This is a genomic window from Streptomyces montanus (genome assembly GCF_005786655.1).
Taxonomy (GTDB): Bacteria; Actinomycetota; Actinomycetes; order Streptomycetales; family Streptomycetaceae; genus Streptomyces; species Streptomyces sporangiiformans.
In genome coordinates this window covers 197,263-213,221 of the sequence record NZ_VBZC01000005.1, presented here as the reverse complement: position 1 = coordinate 213,221, position 15,959 = coordinate 197,263, and the positions used below count along the sequence as shown (strand labels likewise).

At 70.5% G+C, this 15,959-nt stretch carries 16 protein-coding genes; 4 read left to right on the top strand and 12 right to left on the bottom strand.

What is annotated here, in order from left to right; all coding sequences use genetic code 11:
* Nucleotides 1–202 precede the first annotated feature (202 nt).
* The gene (locus FE633_RS06210) at nt 203–1,126 is read right to left on the bottom strand and encodes a MurR/RpiR family transcriptional regulator (RefSeq protein WP_171059823.1); all 924 of its coding nucleotides are present in this window, start codon (nt 1,124–1,126) and stop codon (nt 203–205) included.
* A gap of 189 nt (nt 1,127–1,315) precedes the next feature.
* Between FE633_RS06210 and FE633_RS06205 the strand changes: the two genes are divergently transcribed.
* Both FE633_RS06205 and FE633_RS06200 read left to right on the top strand, forming a co-directional pair.
* Nucleotides 1,316–2,008 (top strand): ribonuclease H family protein, encoded by a 693-nt coding sequence (locus tag FE633_RS06205; RefSeq protein WP_138044048.1) that lies wholly within the window; start codon nt 1,316–1,318, stop codon nt 2,006–2,008.
* Between the two features lie 135 nt (nt 2,009–2,143).
* Nucleotides 2,144–2,335 carry an antitoxin gene (locus tag FE633_RS06200; RefSeq protein ID WP_138044047.1) on the top strand — a complete coding sequence of 64 codons (192 nt, stop codon included), beginning with the start codon at nt 2,144–2,146 and terminating at the stop codon, nt 2,333–2,335.
* A gap of 16 nt (nt 2,336–2,351) precedes the next feature.
* On the opposite strand, the gene gap is transcribed toward FE633_RS06200, so the two are convergent.
* Entirely contained in the window at nt 2,352–3,356 is a 1,005-nt protein-coding gene (gene gap, locus FE633_RS06195) for a type I glyceraldehyde-3-phosphate dehydrogenase (RefSeq protein WP_138044046.1), read from the bottom strand.
* Nucleotides 3,357–3,507: 151 nt separating this feature from the next.
* On the opposite strand from gap, the gene FE633_RS06190 reads away from it, so the two are divergent.
* Nucleotides 3,508–3,966: a MarR family winged helix-turn-helix transcriptional regulator gene (locus FE633_RS06190; RefSeq protein WP_246113452.1), complete on the top strand. Its 459-nt coding sequence runs from the start codon at nt 3,508–3,510 to the stop codon at nt 3,964–3,966.
* 26 nt (nt 3,967–3,992) lie between these two features.
* Here FE633_RS06190 and FE633_RS06185 read toward each other — a convergent pair whose 3' ends face one another.
* Both FE633_RS06185 and FE633_RS06180 read right to left on the bottom strand, forming a co-directional pair.
* On the bottom strand, nt 3,993–4,871 hold the full coding sequence (locus FE633_RS06185; RefSeq protein WP_138044045.1) for a poly(ethylene terephthalate) hydrolase family protein: 879 nt from the start codon (nt 4,869–4,871) through the stop codon (nt 3,993–3,995).
* 71 nt (nt 4,872–4,942) lie between these two features.
* On the bottom strand, nt 4,943–6,097 hold the full coding sequence (locus tag FE633_RS06180) for a PucR-like N-terminal domain-containing protein (RefSeq protein ID WP_138044044.1): 1,155 nt from the start codon (nt 6,095–6,097) through the stop codon (nt 4,943–4,945).
* Nucleotides 6,098–6,252: 155 nt separating this feature from the next.
* Here FE633_RS06180 and FE633_RS06175 point away from each other — a divergent pair, with 155 nt between their 5' ends.
* Nucleotides 6,253–7,425, top strand: coding sequence for a PucR-like N-terminal domain-containing protein (locus tag FE633_RS06175; RefSeq protein WP_138044043.1), 1,173 nt, complete (start codon nt 6,253–6,255; stop codon nt 7,423–7,425).
* 79 nt (nt 7,426–7,504) lie between these two features.
* On the opposite strand, the gene FE633_RS06170 is transcribed toward FE633_RS06175, so the two are convergent.
* The 8 genes from FE633_RS06170 to FE633_RS06135 form a co-directional block, all read right to left on the bottom strand.
* Nucleotides 7,505–8,242, bottom strand: coding sequence for an ankyrin repeat domain-containing protein (locus tag FE633_RS06170; protein WP_138044042.1), 738 nt, complete (start codon nt 8,240–8,242; stop codon nt 7,505–7,507).
* Between the two features lie 106 nt (nt 8,243–8,348).
* Nucleotides 8,349–9,002: a thioredoxin-like domain-containing protein gene (locus tag FE633_RS06165; RefSeq protein ID WP_138044041.1), complete on the bottom strand. Its 654-nt coding sequence runs from the start codon at nt 9,000–9,002 to the stop codon at nt 8,349–8,351.
* Nucleotides 9,003–9,092: 90 nt separating this feature from the next.
* On the bottom strand, nt 9,093–9,485 hold the full coding sequence (locus FE633_RS06160; RefSeq protein WP_138044040.1) for a hypothetical protein: 393 nt from the start codon (nt 9,483–9,485) through the stop codon (nt 9,093–9,095).
* 58 nt (nt 9,486–9,543) lie between these two features.
* On the bottom strand, nt 9,544–10,734 hold the full coding sequence (locus FE633_RS06155) for a damage-control phosphatase ARMT1 family protein (protein ID WP_171059822.1): 1,191 nt from the start codon (nt 10,732–10,734) through the stop codon (nt 9,544–9,546).
* Between the two features lie 87 nt (nt 10,735–10,821).
* Complete coding sequence (locus FE633_RS06150; protein ID WP_138044039.1) at nt 10,822–12,204, bottom strand: S1 family peptidase; 1,383 nt, start codon at nt 12,202–12,204, stop codon at nt 10,822–10,824.
* 141 nt (nt 12,205–12,345) lie between these two features.
* The gene (locus FE633_RS06145) at nt 12,346–13,284 is read right to left on the bottom strand and encodes a transglutaminase-like domain-containing protein (protein ID WP_138044038.1); all 939 of its coding nucleotides are present in this window, start codon (nt 13,282–13,284) and stop codon (nt 12,346–12,348) included.
* Nucleotides 13,285–13,431: 147 nt separating this feature from the next.
* Nucleotides 13,432–14,655, bottom strand: coding sequence for a TolB-like translocation protein (locus FE633_RS06140; protein ID WP_138044037.1), 1,224 nt, complete (start codon nt 14,653–14,655; stop codon nt 13,432–13,434).
* Between the two features lie 271 nt (nt 14,656–14,926).
* Entirely contained in the window at nt 14,927–15,952 is a 1,026-nt protein-coding gene (locus tag FE633_RS06135; RefSeq protein ID WP_138044036.1) for a LacI family DNA-binding transcriptional regulator, read from the bottom strand.
* Between the last annotated feature and the right edge of the window lie 7 nt (nt 15,953–15,959).

Genomic DNA, 15,959 nt, shown 5'->3' with positions numbered 1-15,959 from the left:
GTTCAGTGCGCCCGGGGCCGATGCGAGAAGGGAGCGCCTTTCCCGGGCTGATCAGGAACCCATCTCCCGATCAGCGAGAAGTATTCATATATACCGTCGGGTACGCAAGGGAATGAAAAAATTCATGTGAAACCCTCTTGAATCGTGCCTTGCGAGGGGCGAGCGCACCTTCTTGTGAACCCCGGTCCCGGGGAAAGGGGTCTCAGTCCTTGAGGAAGAACGCGTGTTGTTCGGCGACTTGTTCGTAGTCGTCCAGGCGGGCCTGCGTGCGCTCGGGATCCGCGTCGGTCATGGCCTGGAGGAGGGCCGCGGACATCACGACGGGCGCGGCATAGGAGTCGAAGACCAGGCGCGAGCCGGTGCCGGAGGCGAAGACCACGTCGGCCTCGTCGGCCAGCGGCCCGAGCGCCAGGTCGGTGATCAGGGCGACCTTCAGGCCCGCGCGCCGTGCGACCCGCATGGCGGTGAGCGTCTCCTGCGCGTGCCGCGGCATGGTGAAGGCCAGCACCCAGGTTCCGCCCGCCTCGCGTGACTGGAGGAGGGCGTCGTACGCGACACTGCCGCCCCGCGTGACCAGGCGGACGTCGGGGTGGATTCGGCGGGCGGCGTAGGCGAAGTATTCGGCCAGCGAGCAGGAGATCCGCAGGCCGAGCACCGTCAGCGGCGTCGACCGCGACAACGCGCGCCCGATCTCGATCACCTGCGCCGGATCGGCGAAGTCGCGCCGCAGGTTCTCCAGGTTGTCGATCTCCGCGTCGACGGCCGCTTGGAGCTCGTTCGGGCGGGCCTCCTCGCTGTCGTCGGAAGTGCTCGCAAGGGCGCTGAGCGCGATCGACTGAAGCCGCTCCCGCAGCGCGGGGTAGCCGCTGAAGCCCACCGCCGTCGCGAAGCGTGTCACCGAGGGCTGGCTCACGCCGACCCGATCCGCGAGATCCGTGATCGACAGGAACGCGGCCTCTGTGATGTGCTCGATCAGGTACTGGGCGATGCGTCGCTGCCCGGGAGAGAGCCGAGGGCCGTCGAACAGCGCTCGCAGTCGTGAGGTGGGAGCGGCCTCCGCCTCGGAGACCGGCTTCCCCGAGGTGATCGCAGACGCCTGTGCGCGTGCCTGCTGCGGCGATGGCACCGGTGCGCCTCCTTCGTCTCCCACAAGGGTTCAACATAGCTCACCCCCCGCGGCCTCCGAGGGACTCGTTTCGGGCGTCGACGCCGGACCGTGATCCGTGCCCGAGCCTCCCCGGAGCGGCGCCGGCCCGCCTCAGGACCGACTGCGATGGCGGACCGGCCGATGGGTCCCCCGGCGGCGGGGGCTGGCATGATCGTACGCATGGCTGAACGCGTAAGCGCCGCGTGTGACGGGGCGTCGAAAGGAAACCCCGGGCCCGCCGGCTGGGCCTGGGTCATCGCCGACGGGACGGGAACTCCCGTCGAGTGGGAGGCCGGGCCGCTCGGCACGGCGACCAACAACGTCGCCGAACTCACCGCACTGGAGCGGCTGTTGACCGCCGTGCCGCCGGACGTGCCGCTGGAGATCCGGATGGACTCCCAGTACGCGATGAAGGCCGTCACGAGCTGGCTGCCCGGGTGGAAGCGCAAAGGCTGGAAGACGGCCGCCGGCAAGCCGGTGGCCAACCAGGAACTCGTCGTACGGATCGACGAGCTGCTGGAGGGCCGCTCGGTGGACTTCCGTTACGTCCCCGCGCATCAGGTCGGCGGCGACCCGCTCAACGACTTCGCCGATCGGGCCGCGAGCCAGGCCGCGTTCGTCCAGGAGGCGGCCGGCAGTGGGCAGGGGTCGCCGGAGCCGCCGCCGTCTCCCGCGGCGAAGAAGGCCTCATCGGGCGGCAAGGCCGCGGCGCCGCGCAAGCGTGCCTCCGGTTCCTCCGCCCGCACGCTCAAGGCCAAGTTCCCCGGCCGCTGCCGCTGCGGCCGTCCGTACGCGGCGGGCACGACGATCGCCAAGAACAACGACGGCTGGGGCCATCCGGAGTGCCGTACTGAGGCGTAGGACCCGGCCCGTCCACCCAGGGCCGGGCCCCTCGGGGCCGAGGCCCGGGGTGTCCCGATCCTGCCTGGGATGCGAATCCCCCCACCTGCGGTGACCCTGGACGAGTGGGGGGCGAGCGGATCAGGAGGATGTCCCATGTCCATGATGGACAAGATCAAGAACATGCTGAAGGGCCACGAGGACCGGACGAGCAAGGGGATCGACAAGTCCGGCGACACCGTGGACGACAAGACCCAGGGCCGGTACAGCGGTCGGGTCGACACCGGTCAGGACAGGCTCAAGGACGAGTTCGGCACCGAGGGCAGGGACCGCCCGCCCCAGTCCTGACGGGAGGATGCCGACATCAGAGGGTGCCGCCGACCAGGAGTGACAGGTCGATGAGGCGGTTGGCATAGCCCCACTCGTTGTCGTACCAGCCGACGACCTTGACCTGCGGTCCGACCACGCGGGTGAGTTCCGCGTCGAAGACGCAGGACGCGGGGTCGGTGACGATGTCGGTGCTGACGAGGGGTGCCTCGGTGTAGGAGAGCAGACCCTTGTACGGGCCGGCGGCGGCCTGGGCGTAGGCCTCCTTGACCTCCTCCACGGTCGTGCGGCGGCTGGTCGCGACCGTCAGGTCCGTGACCGAGCCGGTGGGCACCGGCACCCGCAGGGCGAAGGCGTCGAGGCGGCCCTGGAGTTCGGGCAGGACCAGGCCGATGGCCTTGGCGGCGCCGCTGGAAGTGGGGACGACATTGAGGGCCGCGGCGCGGGCTCGGCGCAGGTCCTTGTGCGGGGCGTCCTGGAGGTTCTGGTCCTGGGTGTAGGCATGGACGGTGGTCATCATCCCGGAGTCGATGCCGACGGCGTCGTGCAGCACCTTGGCCAGTACGCCGAGGCAGTTGGTGGTGCACGAGGCGTTGGAGATGATCGTGTGCCGCTCCGGGTCGTAGGCGTCCTCGTTCACACCGAGCACGATGGTGATGTCCTCGCCGCTCGCCGGCGCGGCGATGATCACCTTCTTCGCGCCGCCGTCGACGTGCGCGCGGGATGTGGCCGCGTCCGTGAAGATGCCGGTCGACTCGATGACCACGTCCACGCCCAGATCGCCCCACGGCAGAGCGGCGGGGTCGCGCTCGGCCAGAACCTTGACGGCGGTGTCTCCGATCCGGATCGCGCCGGGCTCGGCCACGACCTCGCCGGGGAAGCGGCCCAGGATCGAGTCGTAGGCCAGCAGATGGGCCATGGTCGCCACATCGCCGAGGTCGTTGACCGCGACGATCTCCAGGTCCTCATCGCGGGCGGCCGCCGCACGGAAGACGTTGCGGCCGATCCGCCCGAAGCCGTTGATGCCGATACGAACAGTCATGGATCCCTCTCCTTGCGCCGACCAGGTGTGACGCGCCCCGTCGACAGGCTCACGGCCGGCAGGCTCACGACCGGCAGGCGCGGGGTCGCTGACGGGGCGGCTCCATGACACAGCATAAGCAGCTTAAATAAGTGTGCGATATATTTCTGCCGTGAACGACACTCCGAACGCTCCCCACGACGGCTTGGACGCGGACGCCTTCACCATGGCGATCGAGAACTTCAACCGCTTCTACATCCGGCTCCCCACGCTGGAGAAGCTGCCGTTCACGACGCTGTCGGTGCTGGACACCCTCGCGTTCAGGGGCAGCCCGATGCGGCTGACCGACCTGACCAGGACCGAGCAGATCAGCCAGCCCGGCATCACCCAGCTGGTCACCCGGCTCGAGCGGGACGGGCTGGTGGAGCGCCGCCCCGACCCGGAGGACGGGCGTGCCGTCCTCGTCCACATCACCGAGGCCGGCCGGAGGATCGGGCGCTCCCGCCATGACGACCGCACCCGCCATCTGATCCCGCTCATCGCCCAACTCACCCCGGAGGAACGGCAGGTGATCGCCGACGCACTGCCCGCCCTGACCCGCCTCGCGGAACTCGGGCGAGGCGGGTCGTAGGGCAACGGGGAGGTGCGGGCGCGGAGTTACCCGGTCGGGCAGGTGTTCCGGTACTCGCTGATCTGCTGGTTCGGTGCCGGTGCCGGGCAGAGGAACTGCTCGTAGCGCACGTCCTCGTCGACGAACCGCTTGAGCCAGGCGATGCTGTACTTCGCGATCGTCACGTTCGAGGAGATGGCCACCATGTGGTCCGCGCCCCGCAGCTCCAGGTACGCCTTCTCCGGCGTGCCGGTGAGGCTGTCGTAGAAGACCTTCGAGTGCGAAGCGGGCGACGCGATGACGTCGTTCTGGGCACCGATGATCATCGTGGGAACCCTGTCGCCCTGCCAGGTCTTGTCGTTGTTCCACGGCATGAGCGGGATGGCTGCCTTGAGCGAGGGACGCAGCTCCGACGCCTTGAGCGAACCGCCCCCGCCCATCGAATGGCCCATCACCGCCAGGCGGTTGGGGTCGATACGGTTCTTCACGGAGCTGTCTTTGACGAGGAAGTCGAGGGCGTTGACCAACTGGGTCGCCCGGTCGTCGGGCTGGTCGACGAGGGAGTTGGTCTCCAGGGTCAGTACGACGAAACCCTGGGACGCGAGGCGGGGGCCGTACCAGCTGACGACGGCCTCCGGTGACACGAATCCCGGGCTGATGGCCACGGCCCCGAAGGTGCCCTGGCTGGTGTCGGTGGGGTAGTAGACGGTCCCCTTGTTGAAGTTCGGTCCGTCGACCGTCGTCTGGGCCGTGGCGAAGGGGCCCCGCTCAGCGGTGATGGACTGCTCGGTGGGCGCGGGGCCCCGCTGGTAGTCCCCGGGGCCGGCCAGTGCCTCCTGGGGGAGGAGGCTCGCGCCCACGGCCAGGACGGCGGCGCCGGAGAGGAGTCCGATACGTTTCGCGCTACGGGTGCTCGCATGTCTCATGCGACCAGAGCATGCTGACGGGTATTCAGTACCGCTTCTGACTCAACTGCTGAATTCCGTACGAAAGTTTGTCACGGGAGTACGGAACGCCGCGGTGACCTGCTGCGCAGCGCCAGCTGTGCGTCGAACCGGAAGCCGGGGTCGTCGAGCCGGTCGCCGTACAGGGCGGCCAGCTGACGCAGCCGGTTGCGGGCAGTCTGCGGATGGATGCCCAGCACGGTGGCGACTTCGGGGGCCGTACGCCCGGTGGAGGCCAGCAGCGCGTCGAGTGTCTCCGTCAGACGTTCGGCCTTGCCCGGCGGCAGGGCTCGTATCGGCTCAAGTACCTGATCCGCCAGGAGACTTCCGATCGGGGAGCCATGCAGCAGGTGCAGCTCCGAGAGGTGATCCTCGGCGCTGACCCGTCCCAGACGCCACGCCAGCCGGGCGCAGTGCAGCGAAACCCAGGCCTCGGTCGGCGGTACCGCCGGGCCCACCGCCGCACCCGTGCCCTCGAAGACCGTCAACAGCCTGTCGTCGGGCACCACCAGGTGCACCTCACCGCCCCTGCTCACCCGAAGGATGTCCGCGTCGAGTCCGGGCACCTTGCCGGAGGCGGGCAGCAGCACACAACGGATCCGTTCCGGCAGCGGCCAGGCGGCCCTGCGGGCGAGGTCCGGCAGGGGTTCCGCGAGCGGATCGTGGCGGCGCTCCAGCAGCCGTGCCGCGAGCGCACGGCGGCTGCGCAGGACCTCGTCGGTGGCCCCGGCCCGCGCCGCCTCGTAACCCGTTACCGACTCCCCGGCCAGCGCGTGGATGTGCGTCAGCACAGCCTCGCTCAGCGGGACGGCGATGTCCCCCGGCAGCGCCGCGCCCCGCGCCACGTCCGCGTAGCGGCGGCACGCCACACGGGCGCCGATCCGGTACGCGGCCTGCAGCCCGTCCATGCCGCGCCCATTCAGGTACTCCAGCCTGCCCAGCCGTCGGAAGCGCGGGACATAGTGGTGCTGGGGCGCGTCCGGATCCTCGATGAGCTCGGTGAACTGGGCGGCGGCCAGACCGACCGCCTCGGCGAGGTCGCGCGCGACGGCGGAGCCGATCGGCTGCCGGTAGCCGCGTACCTCGTGGCGGATCGCCTGCACCATCTCCGTGGTGAGATCCGGAAGGCGGTCGCGCAGCAGCGGGGCGAGGGCCGGAGGCAGATCGTGCCACGGGCGCCTGGATAAGAACGGCTCGGCAGCTGACACGTGGCAACTCCCTTGCTAGCACGAGAGGGTCAGTCGGCGTGGTCTGGAGTGTAAGGCGCATGACAGTTTCGCCGTGCGCTCGCGCGCGAAATCTGGCGTACGTCACACGGGTCCCGCAGGCTTGTCGGGCCCCACGGGAATCCACGGGAGGCACCTTGACCCTCGCCAATCCACAGGACACCGGGCCCCTCCCGGGCGAGACGCGCCGGATGCTGCTGCGGCAGATCCCGGCCGTCGTCGACGAGATGGAGGAGGCCGTCCGCACCGGTCTGCCGGACTACGCGAACGCCGCCAACGGCACGAACGGCTATTCGGTGCGTCAGATCATCGACCAGACGGTCAGCTGTTTCGTCTCGATCCACGACGTGACCCGGCCCGGCCCCGCCGCCACCGCCGAGATCATCGCCCTGTACGAGCGCATCGGCGCCCAGCACGGCCGCCTCGGCCGCCCCCTCGACGTGCTGAGAGACGCGCTCGACCTGGCAGGGCGGGTGGCGTGCCGCCGGCTCATCGAGGACGCGTACCGGGAGCAGTGGCCGGAGTCCGTACTGGCGACCCTCACCGAGGACGCCTTCGACCTGATCGGTACGGCCATCGCGGCGGCCTCGCGCGGATACGCCGACGAATGCAGCCGCGACCCGCTGGACGTACAGCGGGACCGGCTGCGCGACGCCCTGGTGGCCGATGCCGGCCATGAGCCACGGCCGCTCACCGAGCTGGCCTCGGCCGCCGGGTGGCAGCTGCCCCGAACCCTCGCCGTGCTCGCCCTGCCGGCGGGGGACCATCCGCAGATGCATGTCCTGCCGCCCGAGGTGCTTGCCGACCGGAGCCCCGCCGCCCCGTTCCTCATCCTGCCCGACCCCCGTGATCCCGGCCCGCGTTGGCTCCCGAAGGCCAAGGGGGCGGTGCTCGGGCCCGTGGTGCCCGTCGACCGGGGCGCGGTGTCGCTGCGCTGGGCGCGGCGCGGCCTTGATCTGGTCGAGCGGGGGACGTTGCCGGCCGAAGCGCCGCTGCGCTGCGTCGACCAGGTGGCCGTCCTCTCGGCCTTCCAGTCGGGGGACCTCCTGGAAGCCGCGGCGGCCAACCTGCTCGGACCGCTCCTCGCGCTCCCGCCCCGCCGCCGCACACCGCTTCTCGAAACGCTGCTGGTCTATCTCCGCTGCGGCGACAACGCCGTCCTCACCGCCGAACGACTCCATGTCCATGAGCAGACGGTCCGCTACCGCCTGCGCCAGATCAGCCAGTTGACCGACGGCACCTGTCCCGACCCCGAACTCCATCTGGAGACGATGCTCGTACTCACCTGGCTGCTGTCGCCCGGCATCTGACCAACCCCGGCACCTGTGGATCCCCGGCGCCTGTGGATCCCCGGCACCTGCCGATTCACAGTGGCCTCTATGCCCCGGGTCAGGGCAGTTCGGCACGCCCCTTCGCGCCTCGGTCGAGCAGCCAGCGGACCACGGCGTCGGCATCCATGGCGCGGGCGATGTCGAGCGGGGTCCGGTCGTCGTAGCCGATCCAGTCGAGATCCGCGCCGTGCTCGAGAAGGTATGCGGCGGTGGCCAGTTGGCCGCCGTGGCAGGCGCCCCAGAAGGCACGGGTGACGGCATCGTGGTCCGCCGGTTCGGGGCCTTCGACGAAGACCTTCACCCGGTCCGACAAGCCCAGTGTCGCGGCATCTTGAAGCGTCGTCCGCGCGCCCAGCTCGACGAGCCGGTGCGCCGTCCGCCACTGGCCGAAGCCGCGTGCGTCGGCGAGCGGGGTGCCGCCCCCGATCACGGCGCCCGGGGCTTCGATGTCGGCGCCCGCCTGGAGCAGAGCGTCGAGCACGAGGACGTCGTTGTTGCTCGCCGCCCAGTGCAGTGGGGTCTCGGAATGGGCTCCGTCGAAGCGGGCGTTGGGGTCCGCGCCGGCCGCCACGAGCATGGCAACGACCGCGGGACCGCCCGGGAAGTGACCGGGCCAGTCCGCGACGATGTGCAGCAGGCTCCGGCTCCCTGCCGCGTCACCGTCCTGCTCGACGATGCGCGCGGTGGCCAGTCCGGGATGTTCGGCGAGGCACTGCCGGAGTGTCGGCAGATCACCGGTGCGGATCGCCTCGGTCACCGTGAGGGCCAGCGGATCCTGCGAGTCGAGCGTTTCCATCCCAGATCTCCTGCCCGGCGCCGGACCGTGCGCCCGGAGCCGAGCCTGCCAGAAAACCAGCGTCCGCGGCGCCGGACTCGCGGACGAGCCCGGCGCCGCTCCCTCGCTACCCGGTCACCCCGTTGGTGCAGGCCGCTCCCGGCTCCGGGGTCTGCGCGCCCTGCACGTACTTCGTGAAGAACTGCTCGACCCGCGGATCGGACGCCTTCTCCACGCTGAGCTGGTGGCCCCAGGCCGACAGCGTGATGGCCCCCGACTGGTCGTCGACCGGGCTCATCAGGGTGTAGGGCGTCTTGTCGACCTTGCCGGCGAGACGCTTCACATCCGCGTCCGCCGCCTTCTCGTTGTACGTCACCCACACGGCGCCGTGCTCCAGGGAGTGCACCGCGTTCTCGTTCGGGATCGCCTTCGTGTAGACCGTGCCGTCACAGGTCATCCACGCCTGATGGTGGTCGCCGCCGACCGGCGGGTTCATCGGGTACGACACGCTCTTCGCGACATGGTTCTGGCTCAGCTTCTTCGCGTTCCAGGACTTCTCGCCCTTCACGGGCTTCTTCGCGGCCGCGCTCTGCGCCTCCTCCTTGTCGTTGGCGCTGTCGAGGGCGTACGCGCCGAAGCCGACCAGCCCGGCGACTATGACCGTGCTGATCGTGATCGTGAGGATGCGGTTTCTGCGCTCGCGGGCCCTCTCCGCGCGCCGCATCTCCGCTATGCGCTCCTTGCGCGCCGCGGCGGCCGACTTCTTGCTGGTCTTGCTCATGCGGATACGTTCCTTGTCCCCGCCGCACGGGAACCCCGGGCGGCGGTGGGTGCGGGAATCTCTGATGGACGTCGCCGAACGGACGTCGGTCTAGATCCGCTGCACCTGGAGGACATGGAGATCGGGAGCGCCGCGCGGGGACGGCAGGTCGGGAAGGTGCGCAGTGCCGGCCGGCGGCGGCACGAACGGTGCGCGGGGCAGGACCGCGGGCAGCGGCTGCGCCCCCACGGGGAGCACCGCCCGTGTCTCACGGATCGGCCTGCCGCAGCACCTGTCGTGGTCGTCGACGGGGGAGACCAGCCGCTCCTCGGCCAAGGAGAGGGGGACGGATACGCCGGCCACGGGAGCGGCGGCCCGCTCCCCGTGCTCGTACACCCCTGTCGCAAGGCACATCGCCAGTGTCGCGAGCAGCACACCAAGGGCAGGCCACAGCGCCGCGCTCCATGCGACACGGGGCCCGCTCCGCGGCGTTCGGCTGCTCATCACGGGTGATGTTATGCGGTGCTCGTGACGACGCTTCGCGGGCCCCGTGGCAGGAACGTCACGCCCTGACCTGGATCAGGGCGTGTGTGCCGCTGGTGCGCCAGGACTCGGCGCCCGCGTCCAACCGCGCCACGGTGTCGGGCGTGAGCCCGGTGACGACATCCGACTTGAGCGTGCGCAGGGCGGCCACCGGGCCGGGGAAGTACGCGGTGACATCGGAGAACGGCGTGGTGGCGGGCCAGTGGCGGTCGCCCACGAGGCGACGGTAGTTGAGGTCGCCCTTCATCACGGTGAGGGTGGCGGACGCGAAGTCGTCGCGGAGGTCGGCCGGCATGTGCGCGTAGGGGAGTGGTGCGCAGGAGAACGGGTGGGTACGCGGGATCAGGCGATCGCTCGTAATGGCCTGCCGCAGCCGCTCACCGATGTCCCGCGCGTATCCGGAGGCGGTGGACAGCCGGTCCAGGCAGGAGAGGAAGTCGGCGGTGGTGGCGTCGGAGACGTAGTACGGATACGGCTTGAGGTGCAGGACCACGGAGGTCGCCCGGCGCGTGGTCAGCAGATGGTCGGCGAGTACGAGGTCGGGGAGCAGCTCGGGCCCGGCGTTGTCGGCGACCAGACAGACCTTGCCTGGCTGCTTGCCGGACCGCTCGCCGGCCAGGGTCTCCCAGAGCGCGGCGGAGTCGTCCGTCACCAGTCCCGGTACGCGCTCGCCCAATCCCTCGGCGCCCGCGGACAGTTGGAATCCCAGGTCGGCCCGGTTGCCCCAGAGCGAGGAGTGCAGCAGCGTGCGGTCCCGCTCCTCGACCGGGAGCCGGGGGAGGCGGTCGAGCGCGGTCAGCTCGTCGTCGACCTTGGCGCTCCCGAGTTCGGCGTTCTTGAACGGCGCGAAGGGGTCGACGCCCTGCCAGGGGCCCGGCGTGAAGTAGCGCAGGGCGGCCAGGAGTTTGCGGTAGAAGAAGCTCTCCGCCCACAGGAACGGCACGTCCGGCCAGCGCTGCCCGTAGAAGGGCTCGTCCCGCCATCGCTCCGCGCCCGGTTCGTCCTCGTCCAGCCGCTCGATCTCCCCCTTGGTGATCTCCTCCAGGAGGGCGTCCAGCGCGCGCTGCTGCTCGGGCGGGTACGGCGTGGCCCGCCGTACGCGCTCGATGAGGGCGGGGTGCCGCTCGTCCAGCACGCTCCGGGCGAAGGAGCCGGCCGTACTGACGATGACGGGGGCGCGGTCTTCGGGCACTGGGCTGGGACGCGTCATCCCCCCAGTAAACCGCTCACGCCTCAGCGGTGGCGGCATGGGTGCGGTGGCGGGCGCGTGAGCATGGATGTGCGGCGGCTGTCAGCGTCAGCCCCAGCTCTGCGAGTACTGCTGGCGGTACGCCCTGCGTCCCCGCTCCGAGCGGATCCTGATCGCCACCAGCGCGACCAGGCTTCCCGCGATGACGAACAGTCCCGGCCCGAGGCTCCTGTACTCCGCGACCTTGTCGAACGGCGACGATGCCGTGTCCGTCTGCCCGCCGCCGGGCACCGTCTCTCCCGGGCCCGTGCCGCCCGATGCGGCCGAGGACCCGGCGGGCGGTGCCGCCGCGCCGTTGCCGTCGTCGCCCGCGGAGGGCGTGTCCTTAGCGTCCGATTGGGGATCGGTGGCCAGCTGTACGCCCAGCGTGTCCAGCGCCTTGGTGATCGGCTGGAAGAACGTCGTACCACCGCTGTCGCAGTCCCCGCTGCCTCCGGAGGTGACGCCCAGCGCCCGGCCGTCGGCGAACATGGGGCCGCCGCTGTCGCCGGGTTCGGCGCACACCGTGGTCTCGATCAACCCGCTGACCGTGCCCTGCGGGTAGTTCACCGTCGTGTCGAGGCCGGTCACCTCGCCGGACTGGAGACCCGTGGTGCTCCCGCTGCGGAAGACCTTCTGTCCGACGGCCGGATCGCCCGCCCCGGTGATCCGTACACCCTGGCCGTTGCCGACGTCCACCACGCCGGCTCCGCTGAGCGCGGTGCCGCTGTCGTACTCCACAAGGGAGAAGTCGCTGCCGGGGAACTCACCGGCGACGGTCGTCCCCACCTGCTCTCTGCCCTGTTGGTCCGAGAACCAGGTGGTGCCCGTCGGTCCGCAGTGGCCCGCCGTCAGAATGAAGTTGGACTTTCCGTCGGTCACGTTGAAGCCCGCCGAGCAGCGGCCTGAGCCGGCGAACATCGCGGCGGCGCCGTTCAGCCGGGGCGTGAACGTGCCCTCTATGCGTTCCATGCGTACGGACTTGCCGATGCTCTCGGCGAGCTTGGTCATCCGTGACCACTCGTCGGCGGAGACGGTGCTGTCCGCGCGTACGACGACCTGGTTGGACTTGTAGTCCATCGACCACGAGGTGCCGGCGACGCGGGGTGCGTCGCTGAAGGTGTCTTTGGCGGAGCGGAGGTCGCGCATATTGTGGTCCACCATCTTGGCGCGGGCGCCCGCGCGGCGTACGTCGGCCGCCGCCTCCTCGTCGGTGACCGCGACGACCGGGCGTCCGTCCTCCGCGATCCAGGTGCCCGCCGTGCGGGTGGTGCCCAGCTCGGAGACGAGACCGCGGCCCGTGTCGGCGGCCCGGGTCACCGCGCCGGGGGCGGTCGGCTCGTCCGACGTCTCGCTCGCCATGGCGTGCGACACCATCAGCCCTCCGCAGACCAGCCCGCCGATGGCGGCGAACCGCGCGAACCGCTGAACGTTCCGTCGTGCATGCCTCATCCATGGCTCCCGTGCGACCGTCCTGACATCGCGTCACCAACGCGAGGGCACCAACATGTTGAAAGCCCTCCATCAGTACGTGCCGCCGCGGCGTCCGGTTCACCGGGTCCGCCCGATCTTCGGATTCGGTGCCAACTCGCCTTACCGGAGAGTCCGGAGAGGCCGTAGAGCGACGTCGCTCGGGCCGTTGAACGGTGCCAGCGAACGCACCGTCTTCGGAGTCCGCAGCCTGTCGTTCTCCGCGAACAGCTTGCGCGCCGTGTCGAAGGGGACGTCGTCCACCGACACCAGCGAGGCCTGGTCGTACCGTTCGCGGATCACGTCCGTCATCTCCCGCTCGCGGCCCGCCTCCATGCCCCAGACGTCCCACAGCAGCGTCTCGACCTTGTTCAGCGCGGCGAGGTCGATCCGGATGTCCTGCGCCACGAACCACTCCCCGAACATCGGCCCCTCCTGCGGCGGGTGAAGCCCGAAGGTCTCCGGGGCGGCGTCGCCCGCCCGGATGGCCTGCCACGCCTTGCCCGCGACCAGGAAGCGGTCGCGGGGCACGTCCATCGGGTCGAAGTCCACCTTCCATGTGCCGGAGACCACCGGGTCGGTCAACTGCGGGTCGGCGAGCAGCCAGCCGCGTTCGTCGTCCCAGTACTCGGTCACCGCGTGGTCGCCGTGGAACCCGTCCGAGCCGAAGTAGTCGGCGAACCCGCTCCGCAGGCGCGCGGGTACGCCCGCGTGGCGCAGGAACGAGCAGTGCAGCAGGGCGAAGTCGCGGCAGACGCCGACGAAGCGGTCACCGGCCTCGCGCCGCTCAGTCAGCGGGGCGTCGTTCCGTTCGACGATGATCCGCAGGATGTCGTCGACATAACGCGTCTCGGCGTCGTGATGCAGGCGATCCTGCGGCACGGCGTACCCGAACTGCGGGCCCTCCAGTCGGTGGATCAGCAGGTCGCGTGCCATACGGGCGAGTTGAGCCGGGTCATCCGGCAGGCCGGAGTAGAGCGGGGTGAGGGCGCCGGGATCGGAGAACACGCTCTGTGCGCGGTAGAAGGCGGCGACGTCGGGTGCGAGGAACGCGGATGGCATGGCTGGACCCCCAGGAAGCATCGGCCACGTGTTCGATTGCCGGGCCGGTGCGCCTCACCGTGTCAAAATCTCCCCCGAATTGTCCAGAAATTCGTACGGAGGGCGGGGAGTTCAAGAGCGTGTGAGGCGATGACGGTGCCCGGCGGGTCAGCGCAGGGTGCGGACGAACACATCCCCGATCAGATTCGTGTCATCGGGCACCAGGCCGGGGTAGTAGGAGTCGAAGACGGCCGTCGACTCGTCCGCGCTCAGTGCCGCTCGCCCCACGGTGACGGGCTTGCCGTCCTGTCCCGGTGACAGCAGCTCCTCGTGGCCGGTGCGCAGATCACGCAGGATCAGCCCCAGCGTCCTGCGGTCCGCGTCCGCCGAGTTCAGGAGCAGCTTCGAACCGTTCACCGACAGATCCGAGACGAGGGTGAGATCCGTGGGGGAGCGGCCGTCGTACCGCCGGAGCGTGCCAGTGCGCAGATCACGGATGAAGGCATTCCAGCCGTCGTTCGGATCGGCTTCCGGAACCAGGTTCGTGGCCTGCGAGTTGAAGCCGACCTTGGAGCCGTCGGCACTCAGCACCGGAGCGATCGCCGAGTTGTCGGCCGGCGCACCGTCATGGGGGGTATCGGCCTGCACGGACTGCCCGGTCACCCGGTCGTACACCAGGATGTCGCCCTGGTCGCCGTCGGCCGGCCCGGAGTAGCCCTCCAGATACGCGACCTTGCGGCCGTCGGCGCTCATCGAGATCTGCTGGCACTGGTGGAAGTTCTTCGATCCGTTCGAGGGCCGGCTGACCCGCTGAACCTGCTGCGTCCGGCGGTCCAGGAGCATGACCCGGCAAGCGAACGCGCCGTTCTCGTCGACGGTGGGCCGGGCGACGAAGGCAACGTACCGTCCACTCGCACTGATCGGGGCGATGCCGTACGACACGTGATAGCCCTCGTCCATCCCGGGTGCCAGGCGTTCGACGCTCCCGGTGTGCAGGTCCATGACGTGCACGGAGGACTTCCCGGTCGTGGCCGAGTACGAGTTGAAGGTCAGGTAGCGCCCCGACTCGGACAGCTGGGGCGTCGACGTCGTCTCGCCCGGCACCACCACACGCTGCAGCGGTGCGCCGGGAGCCGTCCGGTAGAAGACGCTGTTCTTCACGTCCGTGCCGGGCACCAGGTTGGTCGCCCCTGACGCGAAGGCCACGACGCGTCCGTCCGCGTTGACCACCGGTTCCACCGAGTGGTTGTTGCCGCCGGTGCCGTCGGGAGCCACGCTGATCCGTTCGGTGTGCGGGACCTGGTCGTCGCTCGCCGCCCCCGCAGGCCAGGCGAGACAGGACAGGGCGGCCGCCAGGACGGCGGTCACGGAACTGAGTAAGGAAGGTCTCATGAAGTGGCTCCCCCTTCGGCCGGGGACGGCCACGGTTCTGGAGTGCTCCGCCCCCTGTACCCCGTTGCCCCCGGCCCTGCGCAGAGGACTCACGAGGTTCACGCGATGAAAGCGCGCCGCCTGCCAAGGGTCAATGGATCCGCACGCGATCGGTCAATTCCCGGCCATCTAGGGCTCGTTGGCACAGCCGTCTCGCAACAGGGACCATGTGACAGGCCAGGCCGATCGGTGTGCCCGCGGCGGGCGAGGGTCCGGTCGGCGCGTCCGGGGTTCAGCGGGGCGGGGCGGTCGTTCCCCGGACGACGAGGTGGGGGGCGATGACGTGTTCCCCGGCGGGGATCTCGTCGCCCTCCAGGCGTGCGACGGCCCGGCCGACGGCGAGCCCGGCGAGGCGGGAGATGTCCTGTCCGACGGTGGTGAGGTCGATGTGGGCCAGGCGGGCCAGATGGCTGTCGTCGAAGCCGACGACGGAGATGTCGCCGGGGACCGCGACGCCGGAGCGGAGGAAGATGTCGAGAACGCCGGTCGCGCAGCGGTCGTTGAAGGCCAGTACGGCGGTGGGGCGCGGGCGGGCCGCCGACAGGGTCCGGGCGGCCGCGGCGCCGTCCTCCTCGGTCAGCCCGCCGGGGAGGACGCGGATGTGATCGCTCAGGCCGTGGCGGTTCATGGCGGTGCGGTAGCCGCGCCGCCGGTCGGCTGAACCCGGTGCCCGGCCGCCGTCGATGTGGGCGATGTCTCGGTGGCCCAGAGCGACGAGGTGGTCCACCGCCTGGCGGGCTCCCTCGTCGTCTGCGGTCCGTACGACCTCCAGGCCCGGGACGGACGGCCGCAGCCGGCGGGCCACGGAGACGACCGGCAACTGCCGGGCAAGTTCCGCCAGCCGCGCGGCGGGGGCCTGTGGGCCGAGCAGGATCAGCGCCTCGCAGCGGTCGGCGAGCAGCGTCTCGACGGCGCGGTGCTCGCCGCGCCCGGCCGCCACGGCGCTCAGTGCGATCTCGTATCCGGCCGGTTCGGCCGCCGCGTAGATGCCCTCGAGCACGTCGGAGTGGAACGGATGCTGGAGGCCGAACTGCACCCCGAGGAGCTGGGAGCGGTGGCTGCGCAGCAGCCGCGCCCGGGCGTCCGGACGGTAACCGATCTCCCGCGCGGCCTCGAGGACGCGCTCGCGGGTGGCGGCGCCGGCGCCCTTCGCGCCGCGCATCACGATGGAGGCCAGCGCCGTGGACACGCCCGCCCGCGCCGCCACATCGGCGAGCGTCGGTCGCTTTCCGTCGGGGACCGCTGAGGTCGCCGGCACCCTGTCC